The organism is Citrobacter amalonaticus Y19 (assembly GCF_000981805.1).
GTDB classification, from domain to species: Bacteria; Pseudomonadota; Gammaproteobacteria; order Enterobacterales; family Enterobacteriaceae; genus Citrobacter_A; species Citrobacter_A amalonaticus_C.
In genome coordinates this window covers 5321331-5338105 of record NZ_CP011132.1, presented here as the reverse complement: position 1 = coordinate 5338105, position 16775 = coordinate 5321331, and the positions used below count along the sequence as shown (strand labels likewise).

The window sequence follows — 16775 nt, the reverse complement described above, 5'->3', positions numbered from 1 at the left end:
GTGCCGAATAGCGATCGGGAAGCCCCCGACAGCCGCACTGAGAGGCAGCGGCCACTAATATAAGTACGCCCTCGCTTTAAATGTTGGCAGCAACGGCTTGCTGACTCAAATCAAACGAATTAAGTGTGGATACCGTCTTATGGAGCAAAACCCGCAGTCACAGCTGAAGCTTCTTGTCACCCGTGGTAAGGAGCAAGGCTATCTGACCTATGCCGAGGTCAATGACCATCTGCCGGAAGATATCGTCGATTCAGATCAAATTGAAGATATCATCCAAATGATCAACGACATGGGTATTCAGGTGATGGAAGAAGCACCGGATGCCGATGATCTGCTGCTTGCTGAAAACACCACCAGTACCGACGAAGACGCGGAAGAAGCGGCTGCGCAAGTTCTGTCCAGCGTAGAGTCTGAAATCGGTCGTACCACTGACCCGGTTCGCATGTACATGCGTGAAATGGGTACCGTTGAACTGTTGACCCGCGAAGGCGAAATCGATATTGCGAAACGCATCGAAGACGGGATCAACCAGGTTCAGTGCTCCGTTGCTGAATATCCAGAAGCCATTACCTATCTGCTTGAGCAATACGATCGCGTTGAAGCTGAAGAAGCCCGTCTGTCCGATCTGATCACCGGTTTTGTCGATCCGAACGCGGAAGAAGATCTGGCCCCTACCGCCACTCACGTCGGCTCTGAGTTATCTCAGGAAGACATGGATGACGATGAGGACGAAGACGAAGAAGATAGCGACGACGACAGCAGCGATGACGACAACAGCATCGATCCTGAGCTGGCACGCGAGAAGTTCGGCGAACTGCGTACGCAGTACGAAGTGACGCGTGACACCATCAAAGCGAAGGGTCGTAGCCATGCCGATGCCCAGACTGAGATCCTGAAGCTGTCTGAAGTTTTCAAGCAGTTCCGTCTGGTACCGAAGCAGTTTGACTACCTCGTGAACAGCATGCGCGTCATGATGGACAGGGTTCGTACCCAGGAACGTCTGATCATGAAGCTCTGCGTCGAGCAGTGCAAAATGCCGAAGAAGAACTTCATCACCCTGTTCACCGGCAATGAAACCAGCGAAACCTGGTTCAACGCGGCTATCGCGATGAACAAGCCATGGTCCGAAAAACTGCACGATGTGGCCGATGACGTTCATCGTGGTCTGCAGAAACTGCGTCAGATTGAAGAAGAAACCGGTCTGACCATCGAACAGGTCAAAGACATCAACCGTCGCATGTCCATCGGCGAAGCGAAAGCGCGTCGTGCGAAGAAAGAGATGGTTGAAGCAAACTTACGTCTGGTTATCTCTATCGCCAAGAAATACACCAACCGTGGTCTGCAGTTCCTGGATCTGATTCAGGAAGGCAACATCGGTTTGATGAAAGCGGTTGATAAGTTTGAATACCGTCGTGGTTACAAGTTCTCCACCTACGCTACCTGGTGGATCCGTCAGGCGATCACCCGCTCTATCGCGGATCAGGCGCGCACCATCCGTATTCCGGTGCATATGATTGAGACGATCAACAAACTCAACCGTATCTCCCGCCAGATGCTGCAAGAGATGGGCCGCGAGCCGACGCCGGAAGAACTGGCTGAGCGCATGCTGATGCCGGAAGACAAGATCCGTAAAGTGCTGAAGATCGCCAAAGAGCCGATCTCCATGGAAACCCCGATCGGTGACGATGAAGATTCGCATCTGGGTGATTTCATCGAGGATACCACCCTCGAGCTGCCGCTGGATTCTGCCACAACGGAAAGCCTGCGTGCGGCAACGCACGACGTGCTGGCGGGCCTGACCGCGCGTGAAGCGAAAGTCCTGCGTATGCGTTTCGGTATCGACATGAACACCGACCACACGCTGGAAGAAGTGGGTAAACAGTTTGACGTTACCCGCGAACGTATCCGTCAGATCGAAGCGAAGGCGCTGCGTAAACTGCGTCACCCGAGCCGTTCTGAAGTACTGCGTAGCTTCCTGGACGATTAATCGCTCATCGCACTGGATTAAGATTTAAGGCCACAGCTTGCTGTGGCCTTTTTTATTCCCTGAATTCCAACGTGTGAAAATCATCCCAACAGTAATAAACCCGCATTGCTATTGTTCTGTTTCCTCTTATAATCAACGCTTAAGATAATTCTCAAGCAAATAAATGAGTATGCCCTACTCTTCTGCAGGAACTGATAATAAAATGAAAAAAACATGGCTTCTGATGGTATGCATCGTGCTGGCTGGTTGTGTCAATAAACAGCAAAACGCGCCTAAATCGCTGGTCACTCCCGCAGCAGAGCCGGTTGTACAACAACCTCAGGCTACGGCGAATGAAGACGGGATGAAAAACCGTTCTCTGACTGCCAACGAAACCTGCGTACGCTCATTAAACGCCCTTCGCTCCTACAGCCCGAAAAACTGGGATAAATACAGAGGCGCGATGGCGGAGCTGAATAAGAAAAATAGTCTGTTCCTTTCAGTGAAGGAGGATCTGAACCCTCAGTTGAACGATCTTGTCATTAACGCCTACGAATCCAGAATGAAAACATTGTGCTACCGCATTGAGAGCGCGCTGGGTCAGGCGATGATTGCTCAGGTTGACCCGATGTAATGGAATAGATGATCCGGACAGCCACTGTCGGGATCATCTCCCCCGCACGATCAGTGCCTCATCCAGTTCCCTGAATGCGTCCACCAGTTTATCCAGCGTAATGCGGCTCAACCCGCTGGTATTCGGCAACACCCACACCTGCGTTGCGCCAATCGTTATGCTCTGTTTTCCCCACTGCACGCCGCGTTGGCTGAAACCCTGCTCAAATGCCTGCTTACCCAGAATCGCCAGAGCATGCGGTTGGTATTGCTCAATTTTAGCAATCAGACTACGTCCGCCCTCGTGCAACTCCTGACGCGAGACTTCATTGGCCTGCACCGTAGGTCTGTCGACCAGTTTGGTGACGCCGCAGCGAAAATCCAGCAGGTGTTCAGCCTCTTCGGGTTTGAGCTGGCGGTCGGTAAAACCGGCCTGATGAATCACCTTCCAGAAACGGTTCGCTGGATGTGCAAACGGAAACCCCGTCCCGGCAGAAGAAAGCCCAGGATTGATGCCACAGAACACGACCCGCAACCCCGGCGCTAAAATGTCCTTAACCATAACGACTCCACTACATAACATCGTAAGAAAAGTATAACGGATTGAAAATACGTTGTTTAATAAAACAGCATACGTACGGTTATGGCTGGATTGCACGCCAGAGTTACTTTATAATTCACCGCCACGGCCCCTTAGCTCAGTGGTTAGAGCAGGCGACTCATAATCGCTTGGTCGCTGGTTCAAGTCCAGCAGGGGCCACCAGACACAGCAAGGGCTGGCGAGAAATCGCCGGCCTTTTTGCTTTTCTTGGGGGTGCCATGGGGGTGCCATCTATAGGTATGGCTAGGTATAAGTCGCCTGGTCACTATGGCAACACCATGGAACCTAAACCAAAAAAAGCCGCAAACGCGGCTTAAATAAATCTGACGATTTTAGAGACCAAGACTTCTTTTCACTAACTCGCCAACGATCGGCCACATAACCGGTTGTACTGATTCCCATACGGGGCCACAAACCTTAGCCAGCAAAGATTTGGCTTCTTTGCCATCACCATCGTTAGCAGCTGCGACAGCTGCTTCAATATCAGAGCGCTGATCGCTGTTAACTACTTGCCCCTGTTCTTCAAGGATGGAAATCAGCTTAGTAACTATTTCAGAATCGGAACTACTTGTGATGTTTTGGGCTTGGGAAACAACCTCTCCCTGCCCTAATTGCGTATTGCTGAAATGACCGCCGGTGATCGTTAGATTATTGACAATGCGCTGAACACGTTGTGGGCGATTTGGTACTTTCCTGGACTCCTTGTATCCAGCCTCCGTCAAATAAACATATTCACGTAGACTATAAGAGCCAATAATGACCACAGAGCTATTGTGATCATTATCGAACATTTTCATTGGGCCCGTTTTGATGAGTTTGCTTTTTTCGAGATCGCCAAAGGCAACTTCAAAATCTACAGATGTAAAATCAGCGACGTTGCATACTGCAGTCGCTAGCGCATTGATATTCGGACCTTCATAACCATTTTTTAAATCCTGAGCGGTCAATCCCCTATCTGAAAAATCTGCCAGTAAGGTACCCAAAATCTGTTTTGCTGCTTCATCTAATTGTCCGGCCATTTATTATTTCCCCATGAGGTTCCCGTAGTGTATTTGGGGATAAATCCTTCAGTTTCAACCCGAGCTAGCCCGTAAAATTACTGCTGATCCTCGACATAAATCCCGGCGGAAATAATCGCTCCACCGATACGGCGCTTTCCGTATAAGAGAGGAACGGGATAACCCTGTGCAGCGGTATTCGTCACACCACCGAAAGCGTAGCTGGCCTGATTGGCTGCATCCTGCTTACTGGATAGTCCAGCCGGTTGTGGAGAAAGCATCTGGGCCACACCTCCTAATGTCATTGCTGCACCGGCCGAAAACATTAGGTTACTGGCTGCTATGCTCAATCCCGGCATCCAGATAGAAGCAATCACCAGCACCGCCCCCAGGATTGTCTGTACCAGACCCGCTTTCTTACTCCCAATCACAACAGGAACAATTCGAATCTCTCTCCCTATATTCGGGAAACTGAGATCCTGCTCTCCGATGTTCCGCTCCCCTACATAAAGCGCATAGGTGAGTCCTCTGGATTTGCTACTGTTAAGGTATTTTTCGAACCCCGGGAGGGTGGCATTTAAAGCTCTGATAGCTTCTCTCGTATCCCGAATGACTCGATGGTGTATTTTCCCAAACTGTTTTCCAAGAGCGCCTCCCAGCCTGATGGTTGTCATTACTTCTTCACATGGATTCATAGCCGCCTCAGTAAATTATGGAGAAAGGAAACGGTTAAGCTGTTTTTAGCTCAAAATAGCGCTTACCATTTCCTTTCTTTTTGGGTGGTGTTTTCATTAAAAACAAATAGTTACAACGAAGAAGAACAGAAACGGCAAATCGCAGAAAATTGTCATAAATAGCAAGAATCTGCGAGGTCGCCGCCCCGTAGCAGGCCGAATTGCCCGAAAGGACCCGCGCCGATCCGCCGGGTCATTCGGGCCTGTCGGTCAGCCAATCAACGTGCCTTTCCCGCCGCGAGCCTGCTGACGCACACGCTCGGCCTTAAGGCAAAGAGATGCTTCAGGCTTAGCAGGTACAGGGACATGGCAGGTTTCAGAGGTCCGGGGAATGTTATTGATCCATTCAATAACTTCACTCAGATACCACGCCTTGCGCCCCTCAGTGACCTGGACGCGTACTGGAAACTCACCTCGCGCTTCGAGATTCAGCAATGTACGGCGGCTCAGCGTGGTGAGTTCTATGACCTGATTCATATCAACCAGGCGCTCACTGACGTTCATTTTGTCTGCCATCTCCAGCAGTTCACCCACCACTGGATCCGGATAGAGAGCATTGGCGGTGGCCATCAGGCTGTTATTTTTATCTTGCATCATAATCTCCTTACACCAGTGCCAGTGGCTGAACAGAAATACCAGAGCCAACGAACGCTGCTACTTTTGCAGAAAGCGTGGTTACATCATCAGGCCAGTTAAGGGCATCAACATTCAGCACGCCAGCTTTGTAGACCTGAGCATGTGTCTGGCTTGCGGTATCAACAGCAAAGCAAGATACATAGACAGCCTGCCCGGCATGCGCCCCATCCCAGACCACCAAAGCCCCATTGGTAGCATCCTGCATAAGTGGAGTCAGCGCGGGAATAACGCCCTTTGCTCCAGCGAAGATACCCAGAGTTGTCACCAGCGCCTCAGTACCGGCCGCCAGTTCAGTGTAATGCGTCGTCATGATTACTCCTTAGGCCACGCGAACGGTGACAAAACGGTTGATACGGGCCGGGATAGGCTGCGGTGCGGAGTGGGTCTGAACGTACTCAATAGCTGGGTCGCCAGGAACAATGTAGTTCTTTGGCGCCAGCTCAGCTTTGGTAATACCCATACGGATGAGCTCTGGATCCTGAATTCCGCCGTAGGCCACAATGCCCTGCAGGGCGGTGTTTCCCAGCACCATCAAATCAGGATCGAGGAAGTGCTTTTCGGTGCCGTCTTCGTCGGTATAGCGACCGCTATAAACCACAATAGCCACATCGCCCATATAGCCTTTAAAGCTCACTGAATCGCCCAGGTCTTTAAGTGCTGTTTCAAGCTGTGCGTTGGAGCCGCGGCGCGTGTCGAGTACATCTTTAATCGCTTTGAAAGAACGATATTTTTTCCAGACGTTCCCGCCCATAATGATGATATTGGTTACGCCTTCACTCAGCTCTGAATAGGTTTCAATATCGTCATTTGGATCAAACGTCGTTTTATCTTTACCTGACCAGGCAGCGCCACCAGCCTGAGTGATTATATTCTGGGATTTGATATTCCAGTCCAGCTCATAACGCTCGATCCCTTCCCCCTCAATAATATTTTTCCCGGTAGTGACAGCCTGAACAGCCAGCCATTCAATACGCGCACGAATAGCAATAGACTGTTTGAGGATTGACTGTTTTACCTTGATATTGCGGGTATCAAGCGTGCTGTATTGCTCAGGAGTAACACCAGCAGGACGAACAGCCAGTTTGTTAGGGTCAATGCTGCTCTTTGGTTTCATGTAGCCAGGACGGATAGACTTGGACTCATAGCCCTCATCACGCGCCACCTTACTGCCAACCATTGGCGAACAGAACGCCGCGATCGGAATATTTGGGTCGTCGATAGTGTCCAGGATGATATCGCGCGTTTCAAAAGTAACTGCGCGGGTAAAGAATAAATCAGTGAACAGGGTTTTTAGTTGCTTCTGAATATCCTCAGCGCTAACAACCCGAACCAGCGCCGCAGGTGAATATAAATCTGGCATATATTACCTCAGTAAAATAAATAGAGCGTTCATCACAAAAATAATGTTAACACTGACAAACACAGAATGATTGAATGCAATGATGTGCAATAGAGTGCAATAATGTATAAAGTTAATTCACGGTGATATGGCCCACTAAATATCTGTTAATGTCCTCACTGTTATTTCCTCCAAATAACATCGTTCGTTAAAAATCCATGTTTTCCCAAGCGGGTCTGGTTGCAGCCCGCTTTTTTTTCGCCTTTCGCAACATTGCAGCCCATCGCATAAATATAAAATTAAAAAATATGCTTTTAAGTGTTCACCCCTTCACCTTTGCAATTTTATTAATTAAATTCAGTCAGTTAGATGGTGAACACTACTCTTTCAGGTATTCACTAGTGTTCACCCTACCCTTCACCCTTTAGGGCAAAAAACAATCAAAAGGTGAACAGGTGAATACTTGGTGAATACTTAATAAATAAGTGTTCACCCCTTAACGCTCTGTTATTAATAGAATTTTAAACAGGGTGAATACTGGTGAACACTTTATCTATAACTTTACTCTACCCCTTCATTCTCAGTAGTGGTTGCACATGATGGCATCCAGTCGCCAGAATCATCATGCAGGGTTACGTTAGAGCGTATGCCATGTTTGGTTTTCCGCTTCTGGTATTCCTTCCCATACTCAGCCATTGCGCCAGGCATATCTGTGCCGAACCGCATCAATGAGACAGGCTTACTCAGGCCATTGGCTCGCATGTATGCCAGGTAGGCGTGATACAGGTACTTGCGCGGGCTGAATGGCACTATCTCGGCATTGCCGATAAACATCCCGTCACACACTACCGACGCCATCAGGTAGCCGCAGAAGTCCACCAGCGAATCACCTTCACGTTTGATTGCCAGAGCCTCTTCTGATTTCTGCTGTTCATACAATAGGCGTCTGGCTTCGTCCTGGTCTGCAAAACGTGTAAGCAGATGACGGATAACTACAGCCAGCTCCCCTTCTATTTTCTCTGCCAGCATCGAGTCGCGTTCGTTTTCTGGCACTACCTCCGAGAAGTTGAATATCACCCGCCGGCGTGAGATACCGCCGCTACGGTCGCTGAACGTCATGGCGTTGTTATTGACGGCCAGCACGACAGCCTGTATCCGGGTCGAATACGGCGCTTTGTGTTTTGGGTCGATAGAAACCTTATCACCGCCGGTAATAGCCTTTATCCCGGCACCATCGCCAGCGTACCGGGTCATATCAGGCATAATGATCAACGAGTAACCAACCACCAGCGCCCTGTCCCTTGCATCCTCCAGCGCTTTCATACTGGCTGATACCGTGTTCGCCTTACCTGCCAGCATCGTGCAGATTTCCGCCATAACACTTTTACCACTTCCACCCGGCCCCGTTACCTCAAGAAAAAGCTGCCAGTCGTACCGGTTCGCAAGCACCATAAACAGCGCTGCCAGTACACGATCTGTCTTGCGGTCGTTATTGGCCACGGAACGACGAAGCCATTTCCAGAAGTTCGGCGCGTGGCTGGCCAGCGTCTCGCCTTCTGCTGGTGGGCTGAATGGTAATTCACTGGCGATCAGTAACCAGTCTGTTTTACTGTGCTGCCTGAATTGCCCCGTTCTGGTATCAAATACCCCATTACTAAAGCCAATCAGGTTACGGGCTGTAACACCCATGACTGGAAGGCTCAGTTTCATGGTTTCCACCGCCGATTTAATGGCGTTCTGCGAATAGGCCACTTCTGCATCAATGTAGATTTGCGCCATTTCGCGCTGCAGTTCTTTGTCAGGGAGCGGGTTCCACACCACGCCGTTATAGTGGTGCACCGTGTCCGAGTCGGCATGAATTGCCAGGTCGCCATCATAATGAGCCAGTAACACTTCTCCGCGCTGGCTGGCCCCCATCTGATTCAATGCCGGTGCTACTCCGCTATGGGCTGGTTCGCGTTTCGTGACCGGGAGATCGACAACAACACTATCCGCCCTGATTCTCTCCAGATAATCATGCCAGTCCTCTGGCTGGCGATCGGGAATGCCCTTATACAATTTGGCATCCTGCACTCCGGCCCGCGCCAGCTTCTCACCAATGACGTTAATCAGTATCGGCTCGATGTTTCCGGCCAGATACACACGGGCACTACGGCGCCCTTTATCAACAATTTGCAGGTTATCCAGCTCTGCCAGTTGCTTTGGCCCAAGATAGATAGGGGGCGTTGTATCTTCGGCAATTTGTTTACCCATACCTTCTTCCCATCCCTTTGCATGAGCATAGGCATCAGTCCCGGCAAAAATGATTGCCTCAGTAAATTTTTCCTTTGGCAGATGTTTAAGGTTCGGAGCGTTCTTCATTTTGGGATCCCTCCGCTCATCTGAAATTTGCCTATCAGCGGGTGATACCAGTACGCCGATCCGTATTTACGTTTTGCACTACGCAGCACCAGCCGTGCCGTCTCCCTGAATTTCTCATCAGGAGCAACGAACCCGCCTGACTTTAGCCGTACCAGCATTACCCCCGTATTTTTCGCCAGTTCTTCGGCCTTCTTGGTTGAAATGCCAAACTCCGCCGCCAGCGTAGTAACCGGACTCATACCCGGGGGTATTTCACCCCCCTGGCTATCTGTGAGTGATTTGATCTGCAGCTCGAGGTTCAGTACCTTTTCCACCAGCAAATCGAGGCGCTTTTCCAGATCGTTAAATTTTACGTTACTGATCATTTGAACACCCCCTGACGCTGCCTGAGCACGAAATTGGCCGTGCAACTGTTCTGCTCCAGAGCCTCAGCTAACCGGGGAAGATTTCGCAGCGTGTCACCCAACAACATCATGTCGCGGCGTGCGTTTTCGTTGCTGTATTCCTCACTCAGCGATGCCTCAAGCATCAGGTTTCCAATCAGGGTAAGGGTATTGCTGACAGCGCGTGCTGCCTCGCCACAGACGTCAGAAACCTCAGATAAATCATCATCAGAATGTCTTCTGAAATCTGGCGCGTGCTTTACAAGTTGATGGTAGATATCACACATGCTTCACCCCCGGTAAATCCACCTGCTGACGCAATTCACGGCAACGCTGGAGAGCAATATCAATCAACTCAACGGCGATATCGCTCTCATCGTCTTTACTCCAGTTCATTTCCAGCGCCGCAGCTAACAGGACTTCCAGAGAGCGAAATTTGTCGCCCATATCCAGCATGCTCAGATTAGGCATGGCGTACCTCCAGCCCTGACACGGTTAATTCGAAAGCACCGTTGCGGTACTGGTACAAAGAACATTCAGAGCGAATCTTCGCGGCGAACGTCAAATCCCAGCGCGGATACCATGCGCGGGCTTCTTCTTCCGTGTCGGCGGTAGTGCGGATAACTACCGGCGAACAGTCTGGATGGCTCTTAGGGGTTGCCAGAAAGAGCCATGTAAATTTAGGGTGAGTTTGGGTATGCTGTTGATCAGCCATAACTGTTACTCCAATTAACGGTTTGGTTAGACGCCCCAGACTGTTGTAGCAGTGCTGGGGCGTTGTCTTTTTTATGCCCGACGTGTTAACGTACGTACATAATAAAATCCATGTTAAGAGGTTACGTACGTACGTGTCAACTATAAAGCGAGATAAAACGCCTAAAGGTGAGGGTTGGTCTCCAACTTTCCAGATAAGAATAAACCCGGAGCTACGCCAGCAACTAAACGATGCAGCAGAACGGGAAGGCGTAAGTTTAGGGAACTGGTTGAAGGAATTAGCTAGGGCTGAATTGCGTCGGCAAGGAATCGAACCAAAAGGCTGAGCAAACGCCAGATCTGGAGTTTGACCTGCATTTTTTGTGTAGGTCAGCTCCCCAAAAAGTTGAGTAGGCTCTATTACGAAACTTTCGCAGTACCCAAAATATTGGTTTCCCCAACTCTGGGGGGATGTACCGAGTTGCATTTGTGCAACTCTAAATGAGGTGCGCAAAATCAATGTACCCGCTACCGGCTCACACTCCCCCCATTGGGGGAAGTATTGGGTATGCTGCAATGCAGTACCCCCAACACTGAGAATACAACCGACTATCTTTAAGCTAACCAGACTCAAATTTGAGCTTTGCTTGGATATCAGTATGTTGTGATTTAACTGCGCCGTTGGCGCGGTTCCCGATGCAATAAAAATTGCATTGCCCGACCTTTGACCACCAGCAACTGGCCTGGTATGCTGATTCTGTTCTCTGTTTTCGGTACTACACTGGCGGCCCGGCATGGTCGCCTTTGTTTTATGTGTCATATCCCCCCCTAAACTGTCTGCGTTCTGCGGGTGGATTCGAGATAAGCATCAAGATCTGACTTGAAGTAAATGACCTTGCGACCGACCTTGTGAAAGGGGATTTTTACCCGGCCAGTGTGCGCCCAGTTCGCCAGCGTCTGCGGAAGCACGCCGAGGTGATCAGCAGCTTCGCCGCGGGTTAGTTTTTTATCAGAGCTGGTATCGATTAAATTCATAAATATCACCTTACTTGCTTAATAATGGTGATAACTTATGATTGTTGGATATTCTTATGTAGATAGAGGAACCAGATACAAATACTTATATCTGGTTGAGCGTGCAGTCATCAAGATTTACATAGGTAAAACTGGATTTACTACCCCTTAATAACTAATTTAAATTTTCTGTTCCTGTCTTTTGGTTTAACAGAAGGTGCCATGTCAGAATCTTTCAACCATTTCTTTATCGTCCCAGCGACTGGCAAATCATTCCATTTTTGGCGTAGATGCGCATATATTTCTTCTGACAATCCCTCCAAACTCGCTTTAGGATATTCCTCCCATGTATCCTTCGCTATCATTAATACTGCTTGGTGGTGCTTATTGGTTTTACCTTTTTTAGCTTTGCTTCTGTCTTCGCTAATAACCTTTTTAGCATGTGCCTCGTCTCTTACTGATGACATTAGGGTTTCAACAAATAACTCAGCATAGCGTCTTCTGATTTGAGTTGAAAGGCGTTCAAACCCCATAACCTCAAGGATAGCTGCGGCTTTCAGTAAGTCTGACAAACCATACTCTTTATAACCGATTTCCTGCGCTACTTCTTCGCTCTCAAGAACGATATTTGATGCCACTACAATTTTTTCATTCTCAATATCAGAAGCGAAAGACAGACGCTCCTCTAGCGACATTTTTGATGGAGTAATACCGAGTAATTCACTCACGGTTTTTTTAATAAATGAATCAGAAACCTTGTCTCTTATAAGGTCAACAAGTTTATTTAAATCCTTTATGTGCTCTACATCAAACTCAATGCCAACTTCCAATTTTCTATTTGACATTTACATCACCATGAGAATTAGAAATACTGAATAAAAGTGCTCTTTTCTCTGAATCACTCAACGTATCAAGCATGGCAAGAAGGTAAGCATCAATACTTTTTTTACTCTCCACCAGCCCGGCCTTTTCCAGTAAGTAGCGCTCCACCTTCTCAGCATGCTCCTGCAACTCGTCAGCGCCGAAATGCAAATACCCCTCAGTAACGTCAGCACTGCGCAACGTTCTGTGGTTCAGCAGGCGCTTAATCAGATCATGGCCTAACCCGGAAAGAGCTGCAGCCGAGCCGAACGTGCGGCGAGCATCGTGGTATTTGAAACTAACTGGCGGCAAAGCATCAGGGTTAGGTACAGGAACAGTTGCAGCGACAATCCTGTTTATAACTTTTCTCGACTCACGGATAACACCACCATCTTTTCCGGGGAATACATATGGCTCATCACCTTTTCGGAGTGATAACCGGCGACGGAACATTTTCAATAACGATGGGATAATTGGAAGTTCCAGCGGATCGCCGTTCTTCGTCTTATCAATCCAGAAATAAAGGGCCGGAATATTAACCCGACTCCACTCAAGTTGAAGAATTTCAGACTTACGCAGCCCCGTAAACATCGCCATATAGATAGCATCACACGCTGCTTGTGCGAAGTCATCGCGATTTTCAGCGGCCTGCACGCGCACCTGTTCAATAGCTGCGAACCAGCGCCCCAGATCGGTATTCCTGACACGCTCAGTTTTACGCACCAGTCCGTGCCAATGCCCTTTAGTGCTCAGCACCATAGTCGGCGGTTCAGGTAACAGACTACGGCCCTCATCGTCCCGATAATGATCCCATGCAAAACGGAATACAGCCCGGATAGCTCGTCCCCAGGCATCGGCCTGTGATTTGCTTCCCATTCCGACACCTGCGCGAAACTTTGAACGATCCTCACCAAACCACACAGTACCTTCCGAAATGGCTTTGTGTCGCTTCTCAACTCGTTCACGGGTGATATGCAGCATTGGCTGATTCATCCAGTCACCGGAATAATTGGTGAGTAGCCCTCGGTATTGATCAGCTGTGGTCTGGCTAATCCGGTGCCCTCTCACCTTCAGGCGCTCTTCGAAAGCATCCAGCAACGTTATCAGGCGTTTTTCATCCTGCTTCCGCAGGTCGTTTGGGTTCTTCCGTGTCATGCTCATTTCACCCAGCGACCTTATGGCCATCACTCTGGCATTTTCGACGCTTAGATCCGGGAACCGTCCCAGCGTCACCCGAAAGTGCTCACCGTGCTTTTTACGCGAGACACTGAACGTCTTCACGCCACCAGCGGTAACGCGCAGGATAAGACCGGGCACCTCAGTATCACGGTATTCCACCCGGAAACCTTTCAGTGCCGGAGGCAACCCCTCGATTTTCGATTTGGTAAATCTGAACGTTTTTTCAGTCATACTCGTTGCGCAAAAAAGATCGTTTGGTCACGGGGGTTCTATCCTGGGGGTCCCGTGGGGGTGCTATAAACAGGTAAAATAGAGTATTTCTGGTTATTTATACAGTGTCAATAAGTTTGTTAACATATTGATTTATTATGACAAAGTATCTTAAGGTAGGTGGTTTACATCATTCTCATAATCGCTTGGTCGCTGGTTCAAGTCCAGCAGGGGCCACCAAATAAAACAAGGAGTTAGATGAGAAATCATCTGACTCCTTTTTCGTTTTATACGAATCGGGTCAGGTAATGGGTCAGGTAAGGAATTGCCTCCCTGCCCTCTTCATCTCGCTGCCAGCATCCCCGGATAGTGCTTCGCCACGATATCATTCATCTTTTCTGTCAGGTCGATACGTTTAAAAGTGATGTGCGCGGTTCCTTTCTGGAAGTAACGTATACTGAAAAAATCATCTTCGTAAATATCCTTCGAAGGGTTATCCCGAATATGTTCCATCAATCGAGTAGTAACATCGCCACGGTTATCGGGTATCGGTTTACCATCCAGCAGAAATAACATTCGTTCCAGGTCCGCTAATTGATCCCGCCGCCATCCCCAGTTCAAACTAAATCCCCAGCGGCTATGCGTCACCAGATTGTTGACGATGATCTTTTTACCAAAGCTGCAGGGACTATTGGTTTTGTAATCCCACGACAGCCCTTTGAAGACATTGATAATGCCACGCTCAAACACATCCATTTTGTTCAGATGTAGCTGCTCAAAAGTACTGAGGATATTTGCCTCGCTGATGGCGGGCAGATCCCCCTCCTCCAGGTTCTTATGCCACTGGTCACGGGCCTGAGCATCCATCAAGGCCATCATGCCAGACTTCAACATCAAGTCTCGCCAGATACTACGGTCAATATTGCGGGTAACGGAAGGCAGCGCTTTGTCTACCTTTTCGGTCATCCAGCTATCGTAACGGTGCCCGGCCTTCATCGCCCAGTCTTGCGCTGTGCCACCGCCAATTTCTGAGGTTAGCCGTGAAATGGCATCAAGCTGCTGAATGAGTTGTTCTATCTGTTTCAGTGCGGCATCGCGGCCAGTCACTATGCGTTCAATACTGGTCGAGCAAATCAGCTCGCTATGATCGGTTAATACTTCAGCTTTAGTTTGCATGACATTTTGTCCTTAAAAAGCAAACGCGCCCGCCGGGTAATGGCAGGCGCATTATGCAATATGTAAACAAGGGAGAAAGCTCAGAAATTTAAATCAGGAAGGTTGTACGCAATATTCACCGTACTACGTTGTTACGGCTTTGCCGCAACAAGCCAGTTGCCTGCCGTGCTCGCAGAATATCTGCTGCCCGAAGATAAGGTGATTGTTCCTGCCAACTAAACCTTCTGCGATCGATACGAACAAGCTCGTATTTTTCCACCAGAAAGTTAACGGCATTGGCCAGCGTGATACCTGCATCGATATGTTCCTGTATAACGGATTCATCCCTGAACGGCGTGTCGTTCAGGGTCAGGCCGTAGTGTTGTTCCAGCAGGCGTGTCAGTAGAATTTGCCAGATAGCCACGGGTGACAGGCAGGGTTTTACCGCCCGCGAAGTTGCTGCAGATTGAGGTTTCATGCTTGCTCTCGTGAAAGTAATTAGCGCTTAGTGGGGTAAATGGCGATGTATACGTAGCCGCAACTGCCGAGGGTGTCGGCTTCGCAGGTAAAACCGGTGTGGTACAGGGTGACGCAATGAACGTGTAGGGGATTCAGTTCACCGGAGGTCAGCATCGATTCCATCTGGCTGATAAAGTGCGGGAATGTTTCATCCAGCTTCTGGCATTCGGCGTCACTGAACTTACCGGTGATACTGGCCCGGTCAGCTAGGTAGTGCAGCCGGTTGCCCTCCTGCACCAGACGTGTTCCCAGGCGCGGCGTGATATCGCGCTGCAAGCCCCAAGTGATGTTGCTCATTACAGTTCTCCACTATTGTCAGTTTAGGGTGATGCTCATCAGGCAGGCATAAGGCCCGTTGCGGTCCTGGCGGCGTTCGGCGTACACAGCCAGGACTCCTGTGATATCCGGAACGTCCCTGCCGGTGTAATGGCAGACGCTACCGTGCCACTGATATTTTCCGGTGCAGTAGCGAAAGATTCGGGACTCAGGATGCTGGCGGTATATCGTCATTGCCCGGCGTTTACTGATAATTTTCATGTCATACCTCACAGCAGACCGTGTTCTGCGAACGAATAGATTTGCCTGCCGCCGACAATCAAGTGGTCAGGGACGCGGATATCCACCAGCTGAAGCACCTGCACCAGTCGCTGCGTGAGGGTTTTGTCAGCCTGGCTGGGTGTTGTCTCACCAGAGGGATGGTTGTGCGCGAGTATCACCGCCGCCGCGTTGAAGTATAGGGCACGTTTTACCACTTCCCGGGGATGCACCTCGGTACGGTTAATCGTGCCTGTGAAGAGCGTCTCATGGGCAATCAACTGATTCTGGTTGTCCAGATACAACACACGGAACTCTTCCCGCTCAAGCGCGGCCATATGCAGTCGCAGCCATTCACGTACGGCGTGGGTAGAGGTGAAGGCCACGCCGGGCTCATGCAGGTGGCGGTCCAGAGCCCTGAGCGCCCGCTGAATGAGACGCCGGTCCTGTGGCGTCATCTCGCCGGGTAAAAAGGAAAGCTGTTTCATCTGTTGCTCCTTCGGTCAGTCGATAATACGCAGAATGGCGTGGGCCTCTGGATGCTGCAGGGCGTAGTCCCGCAGGCGGTAATAGTGTTCAGTCATGGCATCGCATTGGGTGCGACAGGCGTGATGGCTGTACGCAATCAGGCAGACAGCAATACCTGCGGCTTCTGCACTCATTTGGGCATCGTTGCCGTTCAGGCAATTAAACAGACGCCATATCTCATCATTGTCAGACTCGGGAGCCATAAACGCCCCGCCATTGCTGAGGGTGTAAAAGGACCAGATACCACCGCTGTAGGTCGAACAGAAGCGATCCATCCAGGCGAAAATACGGGGTTCCAGCGTTATCCACTGCGGGATAGCGCCAAAGTGCAGTGGCCAGAAGCGGATGCGTTGTTCGTCAGGTACTGGTGTTGCAGTAAGGTCTAATTGAGGTTCATTAGCGGATATCAATTCGCATTGAGTTTCTGTCGTCATGGATATTCTCCGTCAATA

Annotated in this window: 23 protein-coding genes and 1 tRNA gene; 4 read left to right on the top strand and 20 right to left on the bottom strand. The window is 49.6% G+C overall.

Annotated elements, in window-relative coordinates:
- Positions 1–139 precede the first annotated feature (139 nt).
- Both rpoD and F384_RS24905 read left to right on the top strand, forming a co-directional pair.
- On the top strand, positions 140–1987 hold the full coding sequence (rpoD, locus tag F384_RS24910; protein ID WP_046495899.1) for an RNA polymerase sigma factor RpoD: 1848 nt from the start codon (positions 140–142) through the stop codon (positions 1985–1987).
- 202 nt (positions 1988–2189) lie between these two features.
- Positions 2190–2600, top strand: coding sequence for a hypothetical protein (locus tag F384_RS24905; RefSeq protein WP_046495895.1), 411 nt, complete (start codon positions 2190–2192; stop codon positions 2598–2600).
- A gap of 33 nt (positions 2601–2633) precedes the next feature.
- Here the strand turns inward: F384_RS24905 and mug are convergent, their stop codons facing one another.
- Positions 2634–3140, bottom strand: coding sequence for a G/U mismatch-specific DNA glycosylase (gene mug, locus F384_RS24900; protein WP_046495891.1), 507 nt, complete (start codon positions 3138–3140; stop codon positions 2634–2636).
- Positions 3141–3265: 125 nt separating this feature from the next.
- Between mug and F384_RS24895 the strand changes: the two genes are divergently transcribed.
- Positions 3266–3341: transfer RNA gene (locus F384_RS24895), tRNA-Ile, on the top strand.
- A gap of 170 nt (positions 3342–3511) precedes the next feature.
- On the opposite strand, the gene F384_RS24890 is transcribed toward F384_RS24895, so the two are convergent.
- From F384_RS24890 to F384_RS24845, 10 genes are all read right to left on the bottom strand, one after another.
- On the bottom strand, positions 3512–4198 hold the full coding sequence (locus tag F384_RS24890; RefSeq protein WP_046495887.1) for a hypothetical protein: 687 nt from the start codon (positions 4196–4198) through the stop codon (positions 3512–3514).
- Positions 4199–4275: 77 nt separating this feature from the next.
- Positions 4276–4872, bottom strand: a complete 597-nt coding sequence (locus tag F384_RS24885; RefSeq protein ID WP_046495880.1) for a tail assembly protein — start codon at positions 4870–4872, stop codon at positions 4276–4278.
- Between the two features lie 249 nt (positions 4873–5121).
- Positions 5122–5505 carry a helix-turn-helix transcriptional regulator gene (locus tag F384_RS24880; protein ID WP_046495875.1) on the bottom strand — a complete coding sequence of 128 codons (384 nt, stop codon included), beginning with the start codon at positions 5503–5505 and terminating at the stop codon, positions 5122–5124.
- Between the two features lie 10 nt (positions 5506–5515).
- Complete coding sequence (locus F384_RS24875) at positions 5516–5857, bottom strand: head decoration protein (RefSeq protein ID WP_046275069.1); 342 nt, start codon at positions 5855–5857, stop codon at positions 5516–5518.
- Between the two features lie 9 nt (positions 5858–5866).
- A complete protein-coding gene (locus F384_RS24870; RefSeq protein ID WP_046275068.1) occupies positions 5867–6907 on the bottom strand; it encodes a major capsid protein in 1041 nt (346 codons plus the stop codon).
- Positions 6908–7447: 540 nt separating this feature from the next.
- Positions 7448–9247 carry a primase-like DNA-binding domain-containing protein gene (locus F384_RS24865; RefSeq protein WP_046275067.1) on the bottom strand — a complete coding sequence of 600 codons (1800 nt, stop codon included), beginning with the start codon at positions 9245–9247 and terminating at the stop codon, positions 7448–7450.
- Entirely contained in the window at positions 9244–9612 is a 369-nt protein-coding gene (locus tag F384_RS24860) for a hypothetical protein (RefSeq protein WP_046275066.1), read from the bottom strand. The genes F384_RS24865 and F384_RS24860 overlap by 4 nt, the downstream gene beginning before the upstream one ends.
- Entirely contained in the window at positions 9609–9917 is a 309-nt protein-coding gene (locus tag F384_RS24855; protein ID WP_046275065.1) for a hypothetical protein, read from the bottom strand. The genes F384_RS24860 and F384_RS24855 overlap by 4 nt, the downstream gene beginning before the upstream one ends.
- On the bottom strand, positions 9910–10101 hold the full coding sequence (locus F384_RS24850) for a hypothetical protein (RefSeq protein WP_046495865.1): 192 nt from the start codon (positions 10099–10101) through the stop codon (positions 9910–9912). Before F384_RS24850 ends, F384_RS24855 begins: the two co-directional genes overlap by 8 nt.
- A complete protein-coding gene (locus F384_RS24845) occupies positions 10094–10345 on the bottom strand; it encodes a host cell division inhibitor Icd-like protein (RefSeq protein WP_046495862.1) in 252 nt (83 codons plus the stop codon). The genes F384_RS24850 and F384_RS24845 overlap by 8 nt, the downstream gene beginning before the upstream one ends.
- A gap of 133 nt (positions 10346–10478) precedes the next feature.
- On the opposite strand from F384_RS24845, the gene F384_RS29550 reads away from it, so the two are divergent.
- Positions 10479–10670: a toxin-antitoxin system HicB family antitoxin gene (locus F384_RS29550; RefSeq protein WP_080950105.1), complete on the top strand. Its 192-nt coding sequence runs from the start codon at positions 10479–10481 to the stop codon at positions 10668–10670.
- 481 nt (positions 10671–11151) lie between these two features.
- Here the strand turns inward: F384_RS29550 and F384_RS24840 are convergent, their stop codons facing one another.
- From F384_RS24840 to F384_RS24805, 9 genes are all read right to left on the bottom strand, one after another.
- Positions 11152–11358 (bottom strand): helix-turn-helix domain-containing protein, encoded by a 207-nt coding sequence (locus F384_RS24840; RefSeq protein ID WP_046495857.1) that lies wholly within the window; start codon positions 11356–11358, stop codon positions 11152–11154.
- 140 nt (positions 11359–11498) lie between these two features.
- Positions 11499–12182 carry a hypothetical protein gene (locus F384_RS24835; RefSeq protein WP_046495854.1) on the bottom strand — a complete coding sequence of 228 codons (684 nt, stop codon included), beginning with the start codon at positions 12180–12182 and terminating at the stop codon, positions 11499–11501.
- On the bottom strand, positions 12172–13608 hold the full coding sequence (locus F384_RS24830; RefSeq protein ID WP_046495851.1) for a tyrosine-type recombinase/integrase: 1437 nt from the start codon (positions 13606–13608) through the stop codon (positions 12172–12174). Before F384_RS24830 ends, F384_RS24835 begins: the two co-directional genes overlap by 11 nt.
- A 321-nt stretch (positions 13609–13929) precedes the next feature.
- A complete protein-coding gene (locus tag F384_RS24825) occupies positions 13930–14763 on the bottom strand; it encodes a DUF4942 domain-containing protein (protein ID WP_046495848.1) in 834 nt (277 codons plus the stop codon).
- A 115-nt stretch (positions 14764–14878) separates the two neighbouring features.
- Positions 14879–15220, bottom strand: a complete 342-nt coding sequence (locus F384_RS29545; protein WP_048215514.1) for a TA system toxin CbtA family protein — start codon at positions 15218–15220, stop codon at positions 14879–14881.
- Between the two features lie 20 nt (positions 15221–15240).
- On the bottom strand, positions 15241–15558 hold the full coding sequence (locus F384_RS24815; protein ID WP_046495841.1) for a type IV toxin-antitoxin system YeeU family antitoxin: 318 nt from the start codon (positions 15556–15558) through the stop codon (positions 15241–15243).
- A gap of 18 nt (positions 15559–15576) precedes the next feature.
- Positions 15577–15798 carry a DUF987 domain-containing protein gene (locus F384_RS29540; RefSeq protein WP_000691995.1) on the bottom strand — a complete coding sequence of 74 codons (222 nt, stop codon included), beginning with the start codon at positions 15796–15798 and terminating at the stop codon, positions 15577–15579.
- Positions 15799–15806: 8 nt separating this feature from the next.
- Positions 15807–16283, bottom strand: a complete 477-nt coding sequence (locus F384_RS24810) for a JAB domain-containing protein (protein ID WP_046495838.1) — start codon at positions 16281–16283, stop codon at positions 15807–15809.
- Between the two features lie 15 nt (positions 16284–16298).
- Complete coding sequence (locus F384_RS24805) at positions 16299–16757, bottom strand: antirestriction protein (protein ID WP_046495834.1); 459 nt, start codon at positions 16755–16757, stop codon at positions 16299–16301.
- Positions 16758–16775 lie beyond the last annotated feature (18 nt).

Bases quoted from the DNA above. Each gene is read 5' to 3' on its own strand.
- F384_RS24865 (WP_046275067.1), bottom strand. From the start codon at position 9,247: ATGAAGAACGCTCCGAACCTTAAACATCTGCCAAAGGAAAAATTTACT.
- F384_RS29540 (WP_000691995.1), bottom strand. From the start codon at position 15,798: ATGAAAATTATCAGTAAACGCCGGGCAATGACGATATACCGCCAGCAT.
- F384_RS24855 (WP_046275065.1), bottom strand. From the start codon at position 9,917: ATGTGTGATATCTACCATCAACTTGTAAAGCACGCGCCAGATTTCAGA.
- F384_RS24805 (WP_046495834.1), bottom strand. From the start codon at position 16,757: ATGACGACAGAAACTCAATGCGAATTGATATCCGCTAATGAACCTCAA.
- F384_RS24860 (WP_046275066.1), bottom strand. From the start codon at position 9,612: ATGATCAGTAACGTAAAATTTAACGATCTGGAAAAGCGCCTCGATTTG.
- rpoD (WP_046495899.1), top strand. From the start codon at position 140: ATGGAGCAAAACCCGCAGTCACAGCTGAAGCTTCTTGTCACCCGTGGT.
- F384_RS24905 (WP_046495895.1), top strand. From the start codon at position 2,190: ATGAAAAAAACATGGCTTCTGATGGTATGCATCGTGCTGGCTGGTTGT.
- F384_RS29545 (WP_048215514.1), bottom strand. From the start codon at position 15,220: ATGAAACCTCAATCTGCAGCAACTTCGCGGGCGGTAAAACCCTGCCTG.
- F384_RS24810 (WP_046495838.1), bottom strand. From the start codon at position 16,283: ATGAAACAGCTTTCCTTTTTACCCGGCGAGATGACGCCACAGGACCGG.
- mug (WP_046495891.1), bottom strand. From the start codon at position 3,140: ATGGTTAAGGACATTTTAGCGCCGGGGTTGCGGGTCGTGTTCTGTGGC.
- F384_RS24870 (WP_046275068.1), bottom strand. From the start codon at position 6,907: ATGCCAGATTTATATTCACCTGCGGCGCTGGTTCGGGTTGTTAGCGCT.
- F384_RS24845 (WP_046495862.1), bottom strand. From the start codon at position 10,345: ATGGCTGATCAACAGCATACCCAAACTCACCCTAAATTTACATGGCTC.
- F384_RS24840 (WP_046495857.1), bottom strand. From the start codon at position 11,358: ATGAATTTAATCGATACCAGCTCTGATAAAAAACTAACCCGCGGCGAA.
- F384_RS24830 (WP_046495851.1), bottom strand. From the start codon at position 13,608: ATGACTGAAAAAACGTTCAGATTTACCAAATCGAAAATCGAGGGGTTG.
- F384_RS24875 (WP_046275069.1), bottom strand. From the start codon at position 5,857: ATGACGACGCATTACACTGAACTGGCGGCCGGTACTGAGGCGCTGGTG.
- F384_RS24815 (WP_046495841.1), bottom strand. From the start codon at position 15,558: ATGAGCAACATCACTTGGGGCTTGCAGCGCGATATCACGCCGCGCCTG.
- F384_RS24825 (WP_046495848.1), bottom strand. From the start codon at position 14,763: ATGCAAACTAAAGCTGAAGTATTAACCGATCATAGCGAGCTGATTTGC.
- F384_RS24890 (WP_046495887.1), bottom strand. From the start codon at position 4,198: ATGGCCGGACAATTAGATGAAGCAGCAAAACAGATTTTGGGTACCTTA.
- F384_RS24850 (WP_046495865.1), bottom strand. From the start codon at position 10,101: ATGCCTAATCTGAGCATGCTGGATATGGGCGACAAATTTCGCTCTCTG.
- F384_RS24835 (WP_046495854.1), bottom strand. From the start codon at position 12,182: ATGTCAAATAGAAAATTGGAAGTTGGCATTGAGTTTGATGTAGAGCAC.
- F384_RS24885 (WP_046495880.1), bottom strand. From the start codon at position 4,872: ATGAATCCATGTGAAGAAGTAATGACAACCATCAGGCTGGGAGGCGCT.
- F384_RS24880 (WP_046495875.1), bottom strand. From the start codon at position 5,505: ATGCAAGATAAAAATAACAGCCTGATGGCCACCGCCAATGCTCTCTAT.